The 20,538-nt window shown below is 42.1% G+C and carries 12 protein-coding genes; 2 read left to right on the forward strand and 10 right to left on the reverse strand.

Features of this window, described 5'->3' with window-relative positions; genetic code table 11:
• Positions 1-53 precede the first annotated feature (53 nt).
• Both DXD68_RS17035 and DXD68_RS17040 read left to right on the forward strand, forming a co-directional pair.
• Positions 54-434: a VOC family protein gene (locus DXD68_RS17035; protein WP_122362731.1), complete on the forward strand. Its 381-nt coding sequence runs from the start codon at positions 54-56 to the stop codon at positions 432-434.
• Position 435: 1 nt separating this feature from the next.
• Positions 436-888, forward strand: a complete 453-nt coding sequence (locus DXD68_RS17040) for a GNAT family N-acetyltransferase (RefSeq protein ID WP_122362732.1) — start codon at positions 436-438, stop codon at positions 886-888.
• A 3-nt stretch (positions 889-891) separates the two neighbouring features.
• On the opposite strand, the gene DXD68_RS17045 is transcribed toward DXD68_RS17040, so the two are convergent.
• The 10 genes from DXD68_RS17045 to DXD68_RS17090 form a co-directional block, all read right to left on the reverse strand.
• Positions 892-1,458, reverse strand: coding sequence for an RNA polymerase sigma-70 factor (locus DXD68_RS17045; protein WP_122362914.1), 567 nt, complete (start codon positions 1,456-1,458; stop codon positions 892-894).
• A gap of 680 nt (positions 1,459-2,138) precedes the next feature.
• The gene (locus DXD68_RS17050; protein WP_122362733.1) at positions 2,139-5,453 is read right to left on the reverse strand and encodes a DUF5107 domain-containing protein; all 3,315 of its coding nucleotides are present in this window, start codon (positions 5,451-5,453) and stop codon (positions 2,139-2,141) included.
• 153 nt (positions 5,454-5,606) lie between these two features.
• A complete protein-coding gene (locus DXD68_RS17055; protein WP_122362734.1) occupies positions 5,607-7,193 on the reverse strand; it encodes a RagB/SusD family nutrient uptake outer membrane protein in 1,587 nt (528 codons plus the stop codon).
• A gap of 22 nt (positions 7,194-7,215) precedes the next feature.
• On the reverse strand, positions 7,216-10,515 hold the full coding sequence (locus DXD68_RS17060; RefSeq protein ID WP_122362735.1) for a TonB-dependent receptor: 3,300 nt from the start codon (positions 10,513-10,515) through the stop codon (positions 7,216-7,218).
• Positions 10,516-10,627: 112 nt separating this feature from the next.
• Positions 10,628-11,842 carry a FecR family protein gene (locus DXD68_RS17065; protein WP_122362736.1) on the reverse strand — a complete coding sequence of 405 codons (1,215 nt, stop codon included), beginning with the start codon at positions 11,840-11,842 and terminating at the stop codon, positions 10,628-10,630.
• A 93-nt stretch (positions 11,843-11,935) separates the two neighbouring features.
• Complete coding sequence (locus tag DXD68_RS17070; RefSeq protein WP_122362737.1) at positions 11,936-12,520, reverse strand: RNA polymerase sigma factor; 585 nt, start codon at positions 12,518-12,520, stop codon at positions 11,936-11,938.
• 222 nt (positions 12,521-12,742) lie between these two features.
• Positions 12,743-14,107, reverse strand: coding sequence for an alpha-L-fucosidase (locus tag DXD68_RS17075; protein ID WP_122362738.1), 1,365 nt, complete (start codon positions 14,105-14,107; stop codon positions 12,743-12,745).
• Positions 14,108-14,190: 83 nt separating this feature from the next.
• Positions 14,191-15,819 (reverse strand): RagB/SusD family nutrient uptake outer membrane protein, encoded by a 1,629-nt coding sequence (locus tag DXD68_RS17080; protein ID WP_122362739.1) that lies wholly within the window; start codon positions 15,817-15,819, stop codon positions 14,191-14,193.
• 36 nt (positions 15,820-15,855) lie between these two features.
• Entirely contained in the window at positions 15,856-19,239 is a 3,384-nt protein-coding gene (locus tag DXD68_RS17085) for a TonB-dependent receptor (RefSeq protein WP_122362740.1), read from the reverse strand.
• 207 nt (positions 19,240-19,446) lie between these two features.
• Positions 19,447-20,115: a FecR family protein gene (locus DXD68_RS17090; RefSeq protein WP_122362741.1), complete on the reverse strand. Its 669-nt coding sequence runs from the start codon at positions 20,113-20,115 to the stop codon at positions 19,447-19,449.
• Positions 20,116-20,538 lie beyond the last annotated feature (423 nt).

Raw genomic sequence — 20,538 nt, forward strand, 5'->3', positions numbered from 1 at the left:
TCTGTCCGGGCTTTTTTGCCTATCTTTGTATTTCACCAATCATTTATTATCATATGCAATTGACTCATATAGCAATCTGGACGAATGAATTAGAACGTTCCCGCGAATTTTATACAACGTATTTTAATGGGAAAAGCAATGAAAAATACGTGAATCCCAGGAAAGGGTTTGCTTCTTATTTTGTGACTTTTGAGGGAGGTGCTTCCCTGGAAATTATGCAACGGACAGATGTTACAGAAGAGAGGAATGGATTTTTTATAGGTCTTGCCCACTTTGCTTTCTCTGTCGGTTCAAAGGAAAAAGTAGATAGTATGATAGAACTGTTTCGTGAAAATGGTTACACAGTTCTCGGTGAACCACGAATGACGGGAGATGGTTTTTATGAGGGATCCATTGCTGATCCTGACGGAAATATTGTAGAAATAATTGCCTGATATGGAGATACGTATTGAACAAGCGATAGATTATCCTTATGATTTGCTTCTGTTGGCGGATCCGAACCGTGAGTTGGTAGATAGTTACCTGAAAACATCTGATTGTTTTGTCGCTTTGTATGAAGGGCAAGCCGTAGGAGTGATTGTCGTTCAGAAACAGTCTGTAAACGAGGCAGAAGTATTGAACGTTGCCGTAGATGAGTCTTTCCAGCGGAGAGGTATTGCACGCCGTTTGCTTCGCTTTGTCTTTGATGAATGGGCGCGACCGAACCGGATCACTCTGTTGAAAGTCTGTACCGGTACTTCTGCTCCCGGTCCCATGATGTTGTACCAGCAGGAAGGTTTTGACCTGAAAGAGTTGGACCGTGATTATTTCGTACGTAATTATCCGGAACCGATCTGGGAAAATGGCATTCAGTGCCGCCACCGGTTAATCCTCGAAAAAGAACTGTAACAACTAATTTATATAAAATAGATACAGGAAAACCGGATAATAATCTTTCAGGCTGGTATGTAGCTTTTTCAAGGCTTTGGAAATATGATACTCGACACCTTTAGTGGTTATTCCCAGCGTTTCCGCAATCGCTTTATGAGATTTGTTTTCGTAACGACTCATGATAAATACGATCCTGGTCTGTTCCGGTAAACCGGCCAGGGTTTTATTGACTATTTCCTGTGCTTCGGCAGTAAATAGTTCGCCGGGATCACAGGCCTCCAAAGTCGATATCCGGGTATTCAGTTCCCATTCGGCATGATTCAGTAAATGTTCATTTACATCTTCCCTTACCTGCAGGTGCTGCAAATAGTTCAGGCATTTGTTTTTAATAATGGTAAGGATATAAGCGGGAACATTCGAATTATCTTCCAGCGAATGGCGGTTCTCCCAATAATACATCAAAGCCTCGATCGTAAAGTCTTCAGCAACAGCTATATCTCTTACATACGTATTAGCAAAACGAATAAACCGGCCTTGATAATCCGTAAATAATTGATTGAATGCTTTTAAATCCGTTGTATTTTCCATGACATATTCTATATCCGATGTAAATGTAATGAAAAATATTATAAAATACACATATGTTGATAGTATGATATAAATACATATATTATTAGCAGAAATAATACTATATGATATATATAACAACCATCATACTATCATTGTTATATGTAAATAGCTGTATATTAATTGTATATATAATGATAGTATCTCTTTTTAACTATCATTGAACCATCATCAACTATCATTTCCCTATCTTAAAACAAGATAGATGCCTATCTATTTTTACGAAGTATAGGTCTTATTATCAATTAGATAGTTACTTTAGTCGTTTGACACCCGGGTGTTGATAGTGTCGAGATCCGGGTGTCGGCATCGTTCAGATCCGGGTCTAAATACCGCTAAAATGGGGGTTTTGGCAACAAAAAGTCAGTATTCCGGTGAAGATAGGTCCTGTGTCTTCTCAAAAAAGGTAGTAAGTCACAGCAAAACAGCAACAGCAAGATGTAAGCCATAAAACAGTCACTTGGAGGCACTTTTAGAGAGGAAAAATGCGATTAAAGTGTTAAAATGGAGTTAAATAACAGTGTTATGATGGTTGAGTGATAGTAAAAAACAATAACTATCATACTATATATTATTGATATACAATTGATTATATCGAATAATGATAGTATGATAGTTGATTTGTGAAAACAATGAATTATTTATAACCGGAAAGCCTCCTCGTTCATCAGTTTAGCCCATATATTTCCGGGATATAGTTCGATGGCCTGCTTGAATTCGGCGTTTGCTGCAGCCGGCTTATTTTCTAACAGATGTATCAACCCCGAATAATACAGGATATTACTTTGCTGTACGTTCTGATTCGCTTCTCCGAACTTGGCATACGAGTCCATCAGGTTTTCCTGCATACGTTCCAGGCTTTTTTGTATCTCCGACAGGGCTGCGTCTGCTTCTTTGTTCTTATTCAGCTTCCTGAGAGATTTCACTTTGTAGTAATTCAAGTCTGTCAGACGATTCCTGAATTCTGTATCGGCTGATTTCTCAAAGCACTCCCGAGCCTTGTCTGCCTGATTCATAGCTTCGTAGGCTACTCCGGACAAGTAATAAACTTTCGCTTCATATCCGCCTCCAGGTGAAGGAGCTACTTCGAGATTGACCGGATATTGGTTGGCCAGGTCGAATTCGCGGATAGCTTCTTTATAGCGTTTGCCTTTCAGGAGTTTCATACCTTTCAGCATATGCGAATCCACATAGATGTCGTGAACCTGTCCGCCGCCTTCCCACAGATGGAAATGCCGGTTGTCGAGAATCTTTATCGCTTTGTCGTACTGACCGGCTGCGTTGTATAATGTGAGCAGGCGCATGACGGCATCATCATGCTTCATGACTGTTTTCAGATGTGCTTCCAATCGTTTCAACCGTTGTGCTTCTGCGATGTTGGCTTGTTCACAGATTTTATCCGATTCTGTCAGCAGGAGAGGATCGTTCGGGTTCGCCTGGATTGCCAGGTCATAATATTTTATGGCATTATCCAGCTCGTTCAAACGTCCGTAACCGAATCCGACATTCCGGCAAGCAATGGCGAACGAGGGGTTGAGGTCTGCCGAAAGTTTCCAATGATCCAAACCGCTTTCTTTTTGCCCCAGATAGTAAAGTAAATTTCCTAAGTGATACTGAAGATACGGATCGTCCGGGCTTGTTTTCAACAAATCTTCAAACATACCGATCTCTTCCAGGCGGAAAGGATAATTATTCAGCGGGGAGAGCTGTTTAGCCTTTTCCATACAACTTGTAGCCTCTGCTTGATTGTTTTCTTTCTGCAGATTATAGGCTTTGTAATAATACATCAACGGATAAGAGGCATAAGGTTCGCCTATGGCAATGGCACCATCCAACAATGCCAGGGCATCTTTGGTCGCTCCGATAGTCATGTAATTGGTTACTACCTCCAATAGCTCCTGAACGGCAATAATGCCTTTGCTATTGTGATTCGTTCCTGTTTTCAGGAAAGAAGCACCTTGTGAGGCGGACAAGCTGGCTTCGGCGGCACTCCAGTAATCCAGCGGGTCGATCTGCTGGATATAACGGATGGTTTCCTGCGCTTCGGCTTTCTTCCCCTGCATCCGGAGAATATAGGCCTTCAGGGTAAGTGCCTGCAGATCGCGTCCACCTACGTAAAGCGACTGGGTGATCATATCCATTGCTCGTTTGTAATCCTTGTCTTTCACAGCCAGGACTGCCAGTTCATAGAAGGAACGATGTTTGTATTCGGGAGTCCAGGTAGCAGCCCAGTAAGCGTCGGTCGCTTTGCCTATATTGCCGGTCATCTGATATACATAACCGAGATAATAAAGTGCTTCCGTGTTTTTCACCGTTGTGTAGTCGTGCGACAGACGGGCCTGGGCGCGTAGCAGATGTTGTTCAGCCTTGTCCCATTTCCCCTGCCGGATATAATGTTTCCCGACTTCTATATTGACGCGTGCATCCATCGAGTCGCGCAACAGGGCTTCGTTGTAGAAGTCCGTATAATCCAGGCGGGCATTGTTGAACTGGTCGACACGGAGTCCGGCCAGGTAAAGCTCTTCGTTTGTCTTATATTCTTTGACCGGGCGGGTGCCGTCGATAACTTTCGGTAATGGTTTTTCTTCCTTCACGATCGGACGATAATCGACCAGCAGGTTGCCCTCGGTATCATAAAGAGCCGTGTACAGGGCTGACGGATCGGAAATATCGGGTACAGATACTTTATCCAGGAAGTAATTATCCGGGTCGATGTCGATCTGTTTGTCCATTAGTGTCTGATCTTTATATTTTACAATTACCCGTGCGTTCTTGTATGCGGTGGTCGCGCAATAACCGATCCGATAGTTATTACCCTGTTCCGGTTCAAAGTTGACAGCTGCATCTTCCGTTGCATTCTTCACCCCTTTGATTCCTTTGATCGGGTACCATATCTGGTTGAATTCGCGGATTTCTCCCGGATTGATCCAGCTGTAATCCGGTTGGTTGTCTGAGTAGCCACCTACCATCAGTTCCAGGTAATGGCCATCTTTATCAGATAATATTTTGTTCCACATTTCGCCGTTCGCGTTGTTTCCCCATAAGAAGAACTTCTTTCCGGGTACGACATGGCGGTTGGCTACATGTACTGTTCCTGCATCTTTTCCATAGTCGTAACCGGCAAGGAAAGACATTTCGCTTCCCCAGGCGAATATAGAGCGGGAGTTACCCGTGAAATTCTTCCACCAGGATAAATCGGCATTTTCTCCACTGCCGAGGTTTGCTTCTCCGACTGGCCAGTCGGTGAAATAGACTTTGTGGTGGTCGGCTCCGAATTGTACATCAGGCGGGAAGATGACCTGATACTGATCATTGCAATGTACGGATACATTAGCCCAGTACAACATCGACTGGATCATCGGGGTCGGGTTGATCACTTTGATTTTTGCTTCCACCCAGGAACGGTTGGGATATACCGATACACCTACCGACCATTTCAGCCGGTGACGTAATTCCGTCTCTCCCACCCAGATTGTCTTGCTTCCGTCTTCATTTTCTTTCATTGTCCAGTTGATAGGCATGTAACTGCTGGCACGGTGATGGTCGGGGATATTCCATTCGACACCTCCCGAAAGCCAGGCTCCTAACATGCCGATCAAGGCTGGTTTTACGCCCGTTTGTGTATAAAAGAAAGGATAATCGTTGGTTTTGTCGGAGGCGGCAAAGATACGGCCACCGATTTCGGGAAGAATGGCGATGTCGACATACTGATTGTCCAGCCGGAGTACATTGTAGTCCTGCTCGACTTGCTTTTCCGTCAGGACATCGTAAAGGGGATAAGGATAAATATATCCTTCCGCTCCTTGATAAACACGACCGGTAAAGAAGATAGGATCGATTTCCGGGGCACCGATCTGGTAGGTCGGAATTTTCTCTGTTACAGACTTCATGTGAACCTCTTGGCCTAAAAGAGGAGTTGCACATAACAATAATGCTGATAGAAGTTTAGAATTCATGGTATCGCAACTTTGATTTGTTATTAAGTATACTAAAAATAGAGTGAATTTGAGAGAGTAAAGAACTGTCCGGGATTGCTCCCGGGACAGTTCCCAACAAGGCATAAGCCTTAGAAACACACTTTTGACTAATACCTTATTTGAAGGAGCAATTCATCGAGTCAGGTTCGAATTCAGCTGGGCATCGGATGCCGGATACGGCAGATAAATAGATTTTTCACCCTGCCAGATTAGAGAAGCCGGTAATTCCACCTTTTCTTTCCGCATAATACCCGGAGCAACTTCGATAGCCGCATTGGCTTTACGTTCATTGAATGATTGTTCCAGCAATTCCATACGCATCTGATCATCGCGGCGTGTTACTAAAGCGACAAAGTAGCCGGCAACTTCCCAACCATGTTCTTTCAAGGCTGCATTGGCAAATGTTTCTCCATTCATACCTGATTGTAGTGGCTCCAGGCCAGCTCGTTCACGTACCTGGTTTATACATTCGTAAGCCATTGCGTTCGGTGCACCTTCAGCACGAGCCTGTGCTTCGGCATACCATAACAATACTTCCGAATAGCGGATCAGGCGATGGCGATGATCGTTGGTCATTAAAGAAGTATTGGCAGGCTTTGTATAATCGTAGTCTCCACCGTCTTCACTGATGGTAAATGCACAGAACATAGGCTGCTGTTCGGGTATACTTTCGTCCCACCAATCCAGCAACTTACCCCCTTCTTTATTCCCTTCCAGAATTTTCGGGTTATAGGTTGCATCTTTTCTCGGACCGGCAGGGAATTCTTTCCAGAATTTTATTTCGCCCAGTGCATCACCCCACCCGGTAAGTGATTCGAATAAGTGGCTATTTGTCATTTGTGAATCTTCAGACCATGTTCCTACTGCACTTGAGAAATTGATACCGACAACTGTTTCATTTGTATAATTATGGCTTGGAGCATATACATATTTATATTCCGGCTCCAGAATATATTCATACGCTCCGCTATTAACACCATCAATAACTGCTTTTGCCTGTTCTGCTGCCGAAGCATAATATTGTGTCTGTTTTAAAGGCCATCCTGCCATAGCCATATAGACGGCTGCTAGTGTAGCCTGAGCTGCCTGTTTGGTAATGAAGATGTTGGCTCCCTGGAATTTCTGGGGAGGTTTGGAATAGTCGGTCGGAAGTGTAGCAACACAGTCTTGTAAATCTTTGACAATCTGGTCATATACATCTTGAATATTGGCTAAAGGACGTTCGTAGTTAACTTCGGTGTCCAAAATCAGAGGAATGGCTCCCCAACGACGAACCAACCAGAAATAATGTACTGCACGCCAATATTTGGCCTGACCTAATGCAATATTTATTTCCTCTTGTGTCGTAGGTGTTTTAGCCCCATTTTCGATGATATAATTGGCCGCCTTGATCACGACGTAAGAGGTAGACCATGCAGCTTCTACCCCCTTATTGGCGTCTGAGCCACGGAATGCGTCTACTTCTGCATAAGCTTGTTTATTACTGCCGGGATTAGCGGTTACGTCGTCACCCAACCAGGAAGGAATTGTAGGGTTAGTGTTGGTCTGTGTCAGACAGACATTCTTATACAATGCATAGGTTGCCATTGTTAGTTCCTCCTGTGTAGAGAAGAAAGTTCCCGGTGTCAGTTTACCTTTTGGATCTTCGTCGAGAAAATCACTACATGAGCTTGACAACAAGGCTATGCCTAAAGTATATAATATATATTTCGCTTTCATGATAATTATTCTTTATTTAATATTAGAAATTCATGCGAACTCCGAATGTATATGAACGAGTCAACGGATAAGCCCCCAGGTCGATACCGTCGTTTACATCTACACTACCTGTACCTGTATCCACAAATGAAATACCGGCCGGATCCATTCCTTTATAACTGGTTATAGTGAATAAATTCTGACAACTGAATGTAAAACGAAGATCGGCAAATTTGGATACAGCTTTCGGTAGGTTGTACGATAGGCTGATATTATCCAGACGGAAATAATTGGCTGATTCCAAATACTTGGTAGAGGTTGCCGCTGCCTGATAATTATTTCCTTTAACATTTACAGAAGGATAGCGGGCCGATTGTCCTTTTGTATCGAAATTATCATTCAGATACTCTTTTAATGTGATGAAGGCAAAGTCGCCAGTCATGGATGTTCCGGTATAACGTACCATATTGAAACGTTCTGCTCCGAATGAACCGGTAAAGAACACGTTCAAGTCCCAGTTTTTCCAATGCAAGCTGTTATTCCAGCCCAAAGTAAAGTCAGGAGTGGCTTTGCCGATAAAGGTACGATCTTTACTGTCGATTATACCATCCTTGTTCCGATCGACAAATGAATCATTACCTGCAGCATCCAATCCAGTCCATTCATAGCCGTAGAATGCACCGATCGGTTGCCCTACTGTTATACGGGTAACGCCGTCTGTTGAAAACATTCCGCTAGCAATATTTGCTCCCTGGATAAAGTCCAGACCCGCCAGATCTTTTACTTCATTCTTTAGATAAGTGCCGTTGAAGGTCGTGTTCCAACTGAAATCCGAGCCTTCGAAAATATTTGCATTGATAGAAAAGTCAATACCTCGATTACTGATCTCTGCCGCATTCACCCAATAGGAACCTCCACCGTCATAATTCGGAATTGTCCGTTTTAACAGACCGTCTTTTGTTCGTTTGTCAAAATAGTCGAAAGAAACGTTCAATCTGCGATTCAAAATAGAAAAGTCCAAACCTAAGTCGAATTGGTGGGTTGTTTCCCACGACAGATCCGGAGTTGCGACAGTTTGTCCAATCCAATAGCCTGTGTAATAGGCATTTCCTCCGAATGCATACATGGCTTGAGACATCAGTCCCAATGTTTCATACGGGTCAATGGCCTGACTGCCGATTAAACCGTAGCTGGCTCGAATTTTGAGGTCTTGTATAATATTCTGATGTTGCATAAAGTCTTCATTACCCATTGACCAGGCGGCAGCAATAGAGGGAAACCAACCCCATTTGTCGTTAAAAAACTTTGATGAACCGTCCGCACGAATCGTTCCGGTCAGCATATAGCGGTCTTTATAGTTATACATTACGCGGCCTACACCGGACATCAGCGCCCATTTTGAATAATCATTTTTCGCATTGCGGGTACCAGCCATTTCTGCGTTCCACCATCCGACACTTTCGGTCATCAGATTATTTCCACTGATATCCATATAACGGTATTCGGATTGTGTAGCTTCATAAACGGCTGTGGCAGTCAGAGCATGGTCACCCCATTTCCCATTATAAGTCAGGTTGTTTGTCGTTTGTAAAGTCATACGATACGCATCATTGTTTCCCATACTGCTTGAACTGGACACCTTTGTTGTTGCGAAAGAGTAATTTTTCACGTCGTTGTAATCGATACCATTACTGGTAGTAAAAGTCAGACCAGGAAGAATGTTGAATTTTAAATCGATATGAGCATTGACGATATCTCTCATCGACTCTCCTATTTGTTCATTAAGCAGACCAACCGGATTTAACTGTGTAATAGCACTGTACGGGTCACGTATATAGGTACCGTCTTCATTCATGATGCCAAGTACCGGTGCATAATTCATTGCGATATTGACAATGTTACCTTTTGCTGCACTGAAATCTGCACTTTTCTTCACATTATGAGAAGCATTCACGTCGGCTGTCAGATGTAACCAGTCTGTCAGCTGCGAAGTGATATTGGCACGTGCCTGGTAGCGTTTGTTTGTATTTTCCTTTACGACACCTTCCTGACCGGCATAGTTACCGGAAACAATGTACTGGATTTTATCGCTACCTCCTGAAAGAGTCAGTTTATAATCCTGTGTGATACCATTTTGAAAGATTTCGTCCAGCCAATCTGTACCGGCTGTTCCGTTTTGGAATGCAGACAACTGTTCCGGAGAGAATGTATCTTTCCGATATGTGTTATATAATGTAGCAAACTCATATGGACTGAGTGTTTCGTAACGTTTGGCTACGGTACCTATACCGATCTGTGCATCGAACATAATCTGACGGACATTCGCTTTACCGGTTTTTGTCGTGATCAGAACGACACCATTTGCACCACGGGAACCGTAGATGGCAGTTGAAGACGCATCCTTTAAGATTTGCATAGACTGAATGTCTTCCGGATTCAATCCTGTCAGACCGCTTTCACGCACAATACCGTCGATTACATACAACGGATCATTGCTGCGATTAATAGAGCCGGAGCCGCGAACACGAATCTTAACGGTTCCTCCCGGCACGCCGCTGTTCTGTACCTGAACACCCGATACCCGACCCTGCAAAGCATCTGATACCTGGGTGATCGGTTGATCTTTAAATGCTTTATTATCCAAAACGGCTACGGAACCTGCTAAATCGGCTTTACGAACTGTACCGTAACCTACGACTACAACTTCGTCGAGTGACTGGCTGTCTTCTTTCAGCATGATATTATAGGAAGATTGGCTGCCGACTGTAATTTCTTGCGGAAGATAACCGATATAAGAAATTTGCAGGATAGCGTTTGCCGGAACATTTTCCAATGTAAACTTCCCATCCAGATCACTGATTGTTCCGTTTGTAGTTCCTTTGATAACGATATTAGCGCCGGTAACCGGTCCCATGTTATCTCTTACGGTACCTGAAATTGTACGAGTGTCTTTCTGTTTTGTTTCAGTGTTTACAGGTGTCTCTTTTCGGGAAATGATTATCTGACGGTCAGATATGGAGTAATTATTTTCCGTACCGAAAAATAATTGATTAAGGATAGTATCTATTTTCTGATCTTTTACATTTATAGATACTTTACGGTTCAGATCAATTGACTTGTCTAGGTAAAAGAAGATAAACTCGCTGTTGTTTTCTATTTCATTAATAACTTCTTTAACCGTTTTGTTTTCGTAGTTCATGGAGAATGATGTCTCTTGAGAATATATCTCTGAGGCAAAACATGATCCTGCTGTTAAAAACGCAAAAAGTAAAAAAAACTTCATGACACGTATTAGTCTTTTGGATTGGATTTTCCTTTGAGTAAACCTGGTGTTCTCATTCATGTTGTGTAACGATTTAAGTTTATAATACGGTTTAATGCATGTAAATTACTAGTGAGGGGAAATTTCTAAAATTTTATCCCTCTAAATCTAAGGTCCCATAATTTTGTGAGTTTTAATGTTTGACAATAATATAAATCTGTTCGCCTGTTTGCTCGACTTTGATCGGGGCGGCATTCTGAAGTGCACTGAGTACTTTCTCGGGTGTTTCCTTCAAATCCAGTTTTCCGCTACAAGTGAGTTCACTGACTTTTTCGTCCCAATGGATTTTAATCCCATAGTATTTGCAGAGCTTCTCAAGAACAATATCCAGCTTCTGGTGATTGAACTGATAATATCCGTCTTTCCAGGCAACATAATCTTGTGTATTTACGTGGTACACGGATTCTTCATCACTCTTGTTGTCATATAGGAACAACTGATTAGGACTTAATGTATTTTTCCTTTTTCCTTTTGTTTCTATTTCAACTTTTCCTTTTACCAATACAACATGACTGCTTGTTTCATTATCGTAGGCAGAGACACAAAACTGGGTTCCCAGGTCTCTGACCTCCATTTTTTTGGTTTTTACGATAAAAGGTCTTTTTTCATCGTGTACAATGTCCAGATAGATTTCTCCCTCTACGAATATTTCCCGGCTGTCGGCAGTAAATTGAGCGGGATAAATCACTTTTGAGCCAGCGTTTACCCACATTTTACTTCCATCTGTGAATGTAATGGAAGAACGTTTTCCTATCGGGACAATTAATTGATTGAATGATTGAACTTTTTCTTCTTTTATGTCTTCTTTTTCAATGTTTACTTCTTCCGAGTTTACGTTGATATTTCCTTCCTTTGTATATTCCAATTGGGTGTCTTTCCCTTCAATAGATATCTTTTTTTCTTTTGAAAGGATCAGTTGAACGTTTTCCGACGGATTGTCGGTTTGCGGAATGGAACTTATCATGGCTTCATAATCGATCGCTTGTTCCTGATTGTATAAAGTATGCCATCCATAAGCGGAGATTATCAGCAAGGAGGCTGCTACAGAAACCGCTATTTTCAGGAAATGAATCTTCTTTTTGTGTCTATCGTATAACGTATTGGCTGTTTGTATGCGTTTCCATAATTCTTTTTCATCGTTGATCGATAGAGTTGAATTACAGGATGTCCTTTTTATACTTTTTAAGAAAAAACGAGCAGATTCGATCTCTTCGGCAAGAGCGTTGTCAGCTTGCTGAAGTTTATGCCAGAACTTTCGGTCTTTTTCTGTCGGATATAATTCCGATTGCAGGAAATAATCGTCGTTCAGTAACTCGTCTGCTTTATATTTTGTATAATCTTTTCTCATTTATATAAAGAAGGATTTTATATAAGGAGACGTTGTTGCCTATTTTATACTCACTAAAGAGTATTTTTTTTGAAAGAGTCGTTTTTTGTTGTACTATTTCATTGATAGGTAAAGTAATAAAAGGAATAATCCTGTATCGCTATAATTTTGTCTGATTTTTTTCAATGATCGTTGTATCAGGTTTTGTGCAGACTGATAATTCATATCCATTAATATACATATCTCTTCCATACTCATTTCTTGAATAAACCGATAGTATATGATCTCTTTTTGACGGGGAGTCAGTATGGAGAGAATCTCTTTGACTTTCTTTTGTTGATTATTGTATTGTTCATTATTGATGAACTCATCCTCCACTGTGGGTTCGAGTAAGAACGGAACTTGTTCCATCGTACTTCTTTCGTAGATTGATTCTTTATAAAGAGCACGTAATACACAGTTTTTTATGGTAACAAACAAATATACTTTAATATTATCGGGAACGATGAGACGCTCTCTGTTTTTATACAGTTGAGTAAAAACTTCCTGTATGCAATCTTTTATTAGTTCAGGGTTTGAGGTAAAACGAAAGCTGTACTGATATAAGGTTTGTACATATTTATTATACAACCAACTATACGAGTCGTTATCCCCTGCGATAAACTGGCGCCATTTTATTTTAGTCTCATTATCCTGCATATTGCTGTTTTGATATACAAATATAAAACAAATAATATATAATCAAAACGTTTGATTTATGGATAAGTCAGCTTCTTTTCTAAAATTCGTCCTATCCTTATTTTAAATAGAGGTAGGTGTAAATTAATTTACACCTACCTCTAATTTCAATTAGACGTACCTCTATTGGTAAAGACATTTCGATGAAGTCGGGAAATGTCCGTTACTTTCCGGATAGGTCGTTCAGATAGTTTCAAAAACTGAAAAGTTCATGATTTGGGGATCAGCTTTTGATTCGTCTACAACTAATTTGATTGCGTCGAGCGTTTGAGGTTCGAAACGGTCGATGTGCTTATGTCCGATGCATGATCCGGAAGCAAGGTCGATCCATTCGTTATTCTTTTTTCCTTTCAGGGAATATTTTAAGATACGTTCCCCTTTGGCGATGTCCTCCTGCAGGATGACGCGGTTGATGCTGGTCGGTTTATCAAACGACAGGATATACTCTGAGCCGGTTCCGGATGTTTGCTGAAACGGAGTTCCGTATTGGCGGACAATCTCTTTGCCTAGCATTTCCACCTGGCGGACATCGGCTTCGGGGATGAGGCCCTTGTTATCGATAACCAGACCCAGCAGCATATTGGTATTCCTGCCTACACTGGTTTCGTATTTGGTAAGCAGTTCGGGAATCGTGAACATCATGCTGTCCTGTCCGGCTGTCCAGAACCATCCGCCTTGGAAAGAGCGGTTCCAGCGCAGGGTGAAGTCTGATTCTCCCGGACACCAGAACGGGGCAGAAGGATCGCCGTTCAGACCGTTGATCACACGAGTTCCGTCGGCATTCGTAGTCGAGTCGGCTGTAGCCCAGCACGGATAAGGTGCGACACCTTCCTCATTACCAACCCATCTGACCAGGTTAGGGTGTCCGTACGGACCCTGAAAAGCAATTGCATTCGGTTGTAGTTTCTGTACAAGTGATAATACATCGGCACCTCCCTGTTCTTTAGACAATACACCCCCATCGAACCATATTTCAAACAGTTCGCCGTAATTACTCCATAACTCGGTTAATTGCTGGGTTACGATTTTATTGTATTCTTCCTGGCTGACAGGGCCTCCTCCCTGCACAACTCCCGGATTATCAACATATAGATAGCCGTTTGCCGTTGTGCTGGCATAAATGCCCGGTTTGATATTATATTTTTTACAGGAAGCGATAAAGTCGGCAACGATATCACCTTCACCGTTTTTCCAGGGAGATTGTTTGATGCTGTAGTCATGTGCCTCTGTAGGCCACAGGCTGAATCCGCTGCAATGCTTGGCTACGAGGACGGCATATTTGGCTCCCAGTTTATGCGCGGTTTCCAGCCATTGGTCGGTATTCAATTCTGTCGGATTAAAGATTGAAGCATCCGGGTGCGTACCCCAATTCCTGAAGTTATAATCCGGTTGGTAAACCGGCATGTCAAAATGGATCAATACACCCATTTCTGCATCTGCCCAGGCCAGCTGGCGGGCATTCGGGGTAACAATTGTTGTTGTTTCGTTTGAAGAACAGGATATAAGAACCGACAGGGCTGCCAGTAATCCTGCAAATGTTTTTTTCATGATGAACTTATATTTTACGATGCAAGTATAATAAAAAAAGATGTAGGAGCGAAATATTTCTCGCTCCTACAAATGAGGTCATTTTAATTTGCCCAACCCGGATTTTGAGGTAATAAGTTCGGATTGTAAGTAAACTCGTCTGTTGGTATCGGATACAAGTACAAACGATCGTACCAGGTACGTGTCATACCTGGATAAAGGACACGGTATTCACCTGTTGCCGGATCACGCGGACCTAAATAAGTCTTTTGGTTTTCCAGTAATTTACCGGCTTTCCATCTGCATAAATCATTCCAGCGAAGACCTTCACAAGCCAGTTCCACACGACGTTCACGGCGTATTTCATTCAGCAGCGGAGAGATGGCAACTTCCCATTTCGGCCAGTTCGGATCGGTGAATCCTACATTTACCGTCAGGTGTTTCATACCGACACGGTCACGCAGTTTATTGATCGTTTTGTCCAAAACCGTTTGGTCGCATTCTCCCAGTTCGGCTTTTGCTTCTGCGTAGTTCAGCAGAACTTCACCGTACCGGTAGATCAGGTCGTCCAGCGTACATTTAATATATTCGTTATCCTCTGCTAACGGAGAATACATCTTGTACAAGCGGTAGCCGGTGAATGTCAGGTTATTGAAGACCGGAGAGTTTTCATATTCTTCCGAACCGTCAGCCAATATGGCGATAGGACGGTCGGGAGTGTAAACGCATTGTTTCAAACGCGGGTCACGGTTTTCAAACTCATCCATGAACTTGGCATCTCCTTTATAAAGATTGCTCAATGCAATAGGTTTACCGTCGTTACATAAGAATGATTCTACAAAATCTTTAGTCATACCTGTTCCAGCTTCACGAACAGTACGGGGACGATTGTTCATACGTTTATCCGTCACATAGGCGGCAAAGAATATGGCTTCTTTATTATTCGTATAATCCTGTTGGTTGAACAGCGCATGATAATCGTCTTCAATATTACCGGTAGAGTAGATATCGAAATTACCGCTGTTCATGATTTTTTCAGCAGCTTCCGCACTCATACGAAGATATTTATCCGCATTTTCAAGATTTCTATATTTTCTCCAGGTTCCTTCAAACAGACAAACTCTGGATTTTAACAGCAACGCCGCGTATTTGCTAAGGCGTGAGTCGTTCATCGTTTCCGGCAACCATGCACTGGCTTTATCCAGGCTGGCACAAATAGAATCGATAACTACCCCGCGGTCATTTCGCGGATTATACAATTCTTCTGAAGAAGTGGTCAGGTCTGTCGTCAACCAGGGCACGTCACCGAAACGAAGCACTTTCTCATAATAAAATTTAGCTTTAAAGAAATAAATCTCACCGACATACCTATTAATATTTTCCTGAATACCTTCTACCGTATGATAACGATTCAGAAAATAATTACAGCTCCGGATATTAGCCCAATCGCTTTTTGCCCAGCCACCTCCGGCTGTAGGAATGGTATAATCGCTCCAGATAAAAGCATCTTTTGTCTGATGTGCCTGGTTGTCGGAAGCATTGTCGTTGCCGTAAGCACCGGTATTATCCAGTGTAGTATAGAACTGATTGGCAAAGTTTTTCAGGTCATTTTCTGTTTTCCAATAGGTCTCGTCGTTGATCTTATCTTCCGGATATAAGTCCATAAAATCATTATTACATGCAGAGAATCCAAGTAATAAAGACAAGCTTGCTATATAATATACTTTTTTCATTCTGTTTTTAATTTATTTATTCTACAATGTACCATCTTAGAATGTCAGGTTTGCACCGAATGAGAATGATCTGATAAATGGATAAGCGTTTACTGTAGCCAATTCAGGATCGAAAGTGTCGGGCATTCCGGAGAATTCAAACAAGTTGTCTGCATTAAAGTAAACTCTCAGCTTGGATATTTTTGCTTTTTCCGTGATAAACTTGGGAATCGTATAACCTAAAGCTAATTGTTTACAACGAATGTAAGCACCATTCAGCATGAAGCGTGTTTGATTCTGATTGACAGCATCAGCATTGAAACGTGCACGTGGGAAGAATGCATTTGGATTGTCTTCTCTCCAATAGTCATAATTCATTTTCTGAGGAACAGACCATTGAGAACCATAATGTGACAGGTAGAATGTCTTAGATGGAATGATATCACGTTTCATGGTTCCCTGGAAGAACAATGTGAAATCAAAGCCTTTATATTCAGCCGTACCACGGATACCAAAGTTATAACGCGGCGTTTCATTACCGATAACCTTCATGTCTCCCGAGTTATTTGCAGTGTTTTCACCTTTGGTGATTTTACCGTCACCATCCAGGTCTGCGAACTTTATATCACCTGCATATTGGGTATAACCGACAACTTTCGACTGATCCCATGCTGATGCTTCTTCATTTGACTGGAACAAACCTTCTGTGACGAATCCCCAAATTTCTCCTAACTTTTTCCCTTCATAATAACTGTCGGACAAGTTTTTTGTCGGATTATCATATTTGGTGATTTCTGCCTGATAGTCCGATAAAGACACGGTTGCACTATAGGCAAGGCCGTTTTGTAATGCCGATTTCCAGGTTAAAGCAACTTCCCAGCCTTTTGTTCTCAGGTCGGCTGCATTCATTTGAGGTTCTGATACGCCCAGGATAGAAGGTAATGTTTTTGATTTGGTCAACATATCTTCCGTTGTACGAACATAATAGTCAAATTCACCGGTCAGCTTGCTGTCAAACATAGAGAAGTTGAAACCTAAGTCCCATTGCTTCACTGTTTCCCAGGTTAGCTGGTCGCTCACCAATCCCGGAGCATATACACCCATCTGTTTCTCTCCGTTGAACAGGTAACCTACTTCGCCTGTAGAATAGGTGGAAATATACGGATAATAAGAAGCGTAACCGCCCTGGCTTAATACCTGGTTTCCTAACGCACCGTAAGAACCTCTGATCTTGAAATCATTCACGATATGGGAGATCGGTTTCCAGAATTTCTCCTGTGATAGTCTCCATCCTAATGAGAATGTAGGGAAGAACGCGAAACGATCGTCTTTCGGGAAATGGGAAGAACCGTCGTAACGTCCGTTTACCTGTACCAGGTATTTATCGTCGTAAGCATAGAACAGACGGAAGAAAGCACCGCGTATAGCCCACTGATTCATATAATCGCTGGTCGAACGGTCACCGGTTGCCAGATTCAGGAATGGGATATCATTGGCAATCAGATTGTTTCTGCTCAGTCCAACGCCTTTATAAGTGGCATTTTCCTGGTTGAAACCGATCATTCCCTCGAAGGCATGTACAGCGTTGATTTTCTTTTTATAAGTGGCATATGCATTGAACACGTCATATTGTGATTCATTTTTGGTATACGATACTTGGTTCGGTGAAGTATGCGGGAAGATAGACCCCGGATTTCCATCCGCATCATAATCGATGTATTCGCGAACATGATTCTTGAAAGAGTAGTTGTAATAATTATATGTATAGTCCACATTGATCTCCAGACCTTCGAACGGGTTCAGTTTTGCAAAGGCCGTTGCATACATATTATTATTTCTCATTTCGGCATTACCACCTTGCGACAACCAGGCAGCCTGATTAGTGAAATAACCGTCGCCGCAATAACCGGCAAAGTGTCCGTCCGGATGAGTAATAGGCATCAGAGGACGGCTATCGCCCGGGATCGTAGCTCCCAAAGAGTTATTGCCGTATTTATTCTGCGGACCAGTATTCATTTTTACCATTGACAGGGTCGCTCTCAATCCTAACTGCAACCAGTTATTCACCTTGTAATTCACATGCTGCAATACATTGAAGCGTTTATAATCCTCATCCGTCCATTTGGAAATACCATCCTGCTGGAACATACCCGCTGAAGTCATGTATTTAGCAGTTTCGCTACCGCCCTGTATGCTGATATTGTACTGCTGCATCGGATAGCTTTTCTTATTCAATGCTTCATACCAGTCTGTATTACCGGCATAACGGTATTTGCTGGGAGAATCGTCCGGATGATGGAATACCGGAGAATTATTGACCGGATCATTGTAATAGTTTCTGACATGCTGCATCGTGATGTCATCGAAATAGTTACTACCGTTACTGGTCGTATTGGCATCGTTCATCCACTGGGTATACTCCAACGAGTTCATATAATTGGCATGAACGGTCGGGACATTTATAGAGTAGTTGGCGCTTAAAGAAACGACCGGCTTTTGTGAAACGAAACCTGTTTTAGTCGTGATCAGGATCACACCGAACGCTGCACGTGCTCCGTAAATAGAAGCCGATGCGGCATCTTTCAAAACGGTAACGTCTTTTACATCCTGTGGATTAATCAGGTTCGGGTCCATTTCGATACCGTCGACCAGGATCAGCGGACCACCGCCCGATAAGTTGGTTGTACCGCGAATATTGAATGATGTACCTGTTCCCGGTGCACCGTTGGACGATGTGATGTTCAGGTTGGCAATGGCACCCTGCAGACCGGCTCCCAGGTTGGTCAGCGGACGGTCTTCGATGACTTCCGAACCGACAGTTGCTACGGAACCTGTCAAGTCGGCTTTTTTCATTGTACCGTATCCTACAACAACCACCTCTTCCAGTGTCTCTGCATCTTCCTGCAGGATAATTTCCATTCTCCTGTTAGGATTCGCCTTTACCTCCTGTTTAACATAGCCGATAAACGTGATTACCAGTGTGGAGCCTGACCGGGCATTGATCGAGAAGAGTCCGTCTACATCTGTCGTAGTACCATTGGTCGTTCCTTTTTCAACGATGTTGGCACCGATAACGACATCACCATTCGTATCGATAACTTTCCCTTTGATAGTACTGTTTTGTTGCGGAGCAGCAGCCATATTCTGTTTACCAAGTACGATATGGTTTCCTTCTACAGAATATGTGATACCCGAATCAGCTAACAACTCTTTCAGAACTTCTGCAACTGGTTGATTTTTGGCTTTTAAAGATACCTTTTTGTTTACATTTACCTGGTTGTTATAGATGAACAGATAATCAGTCTGATGTTCTATCTCGTTCAGGACTTTTTCCAGTTGAACATTTTTTTGGTTGATACTGACTCTTGCATTTTGTGAAAAAGTATTATCCGCATAACTGTTAAGTATGCAGACCAAAAGCAGGAACGTCGTGATTCTCATAATTCTGAAAATTTTTAAGGGTCGCGGTGCCCGATATTTGCACCTCGACAAAGTGTTTCTTTTCATACTTTCTTTGATTTGAAATTAATAAATTAATAATTCGTTTGTGTCAATTGATACCTGCCGGCTATTGCCCCCCAGCGTTTACCGGCAGTACGGTTAACAGGTTTATCCCATAAGCATTTAATTTTAGGTGAAACATAGTGTTTATTTGATATAAATAATGTGATTTTCGTCATCCCGTTCATAAGTAAACTTTATATCTTTCTGCAAGACTCTCAGTGCATAATCCACACCGTCTGTCTGGCGGAACTTTCCGGTATACAGATATTTCTGAACCTGTTGGTTTGTGATATAGATGTTTATCCCATAATATTTTTCAAAATCTTTCATGATCGAAGCGAATGTTTCGTTCTTGAAACAGATCAATCCTTCTCTCCAACGATAAGGAGAATAGTCGTCGACCGGTTTTATCCTTAACTTCCCATTATACAGATAGGCTTTGTTGTGGGGCGTGAGCAGCAGGTTCTCCGCAGCATCCGTCAGCGATGAAATCTTGACACTTCCTTCCATCAAGGTTGTTTCGAATATCTCGGTTTCCGAATAAGAGTCGACGTCGAATTTAGTTCCCAATACTTCTACGTTATATTTATTCGTTTGCACGATGAATGGTTTGTCTTTATCTTTTGCTACGTCGAAATAGGCCTCACCGTCCAGTTTTACCAAACGCTCTTTGGCGTTGAAGCTGACAGGATACTGGATCGTGGTACGCGCATTCAGCCAGACATTCGTTCCGTCTGCCAAAGTGATATTGATCCGCTGGCCTGCCGGAACGGAGATTGTCTGTAAGGCTACGGGGGTCTCTTCCGTTTGCATTTCCTGGTAGATAAAACTCCCTCCAAGCGTTAGGACGATAATCGATGCAATTTTGATAACCTCAGTCCTAAGAGAACTAAGGTGATAAAATTCTTTCCGAAAGAAATTTAATTTTCATTCGGAAGAAATCGAAAATACTCCCGAGAGAATAAAAAAACATACAAAATGTAAAATATCATTTTGCTAGTACTATAGCGGGTAAATCAAATTTCTACCCCATGTAAATTGAATTAGTATACCGGGTAATATTTTTTAACGTATCAGTATGCTGAAGAAATAATCCTTTTTGTATCACTCTGGCAAAGTGGAAATAATCTGTTCAAAAAGAGAAATTGATTTAATTGTATTTTTTTTATTATTTTACTAGGGATATTCAATTGTGAACTGCTATTAGTTATAGAAGGGACATTCTAAACAACGGAA

The sequence above is a fragment of the Parabacteroides sp. TM07-1AC genome (assembly GCF_003480915.1).
GTDB classification, from domain to species: Bacteria; Bacteroidota; Bacteroidia; order Bacteroidales; family Tannerellaceae; genus Parabacteroides; species Parabacteroides chongii.

Excerpts from the sequence above, each read along its gene's own strand:
- DXD68_RS17035 (WP_122362731.1), top strand. The coding sequence starts at position 54 with ATGCAATTGACTCATATAGCAATCTGGACGAATGAATTAGAACGTTCC.
- DXD68_RS17040 (WP_122362732.1), top strand. The coding sequence starts at position 436 with ATGGAGATACGTATTGAACAAGCGATAGATTATCCTTATGATTTGCTT.
- DXD68_RS17045 (WP_122362914.1), bottom strand. The coding sequence starts at position 1,458 with ATGGAAAATACAACGGATTTAAAAGCATTCAATCAATTATTTACGGAT.
- DXD68_RS17050 (WP_122362733.1), bottom strand. The coding sequence starts at position 5,453 with ATGAATTCTAAACTTCTATCAGCATTATTGTTATGTGCAACTCCTCTT.
- DXD68_RS17055 (WP_122362734.1), bottom strand. The coding sequence starts at position 7,193 with ATGAAAGCGAAATATATATTATATACTTTAGGCATAGCCTTGTTGTCA.
- DXD68_RS17060 (WP_122362735.1), bottom strand. The coding sequence starts at position 10,515 with ATGAATGAGAACACCAGGTTTACTCAAAGGAAAATCCAATCCAAAAGA.
- DXD68_RS17065 (WP_122362736.1), bottom strand. The coding sequence starts at position 11,842 with ATGAGAAAAGATTATACAAAATATAAAGCAGACGAGTTACTGAACGAC.
- DXD68_RS17070 (WP_122362737.1), bottom strand. The coding sequence starts at position 12,520 with ATGCAGGATAATGAGACTAAAATAAAATGGCGCCAGTTTATCGCAGGG.
- DXD68_RS17075 (WP_122362738.1), bottom strand. The coding sequence starts at position 14,107 with ATGAAAAAAACATTTGCAGGATTACTGGCAGCCCTGTCGGTTCTTATA.
- DXD68_RS17080 (WP_122362739.1), bottom strand. The coding sequence starts at position 15,819 with ATGAAAAAAGTATATTATATAGCAAGCTTGTCTTTATTACTTGGATTC.
- DXD68_RS17085 (WP_122362740.1), bottom strand. The coding sequence starts at position 19,239 with ATGAGAATCACGACGTTCCTGCTTTTGGTCTGCATACTTAACAGTTAT.
- DXD68_RS17090 (WP_122362741.1), bottom strand. The coding sequence starts at position 20,115 with ATGCAAACGGAAGAGACCCCCGTAGCCTTACAGACAATCTCCGTTCCG.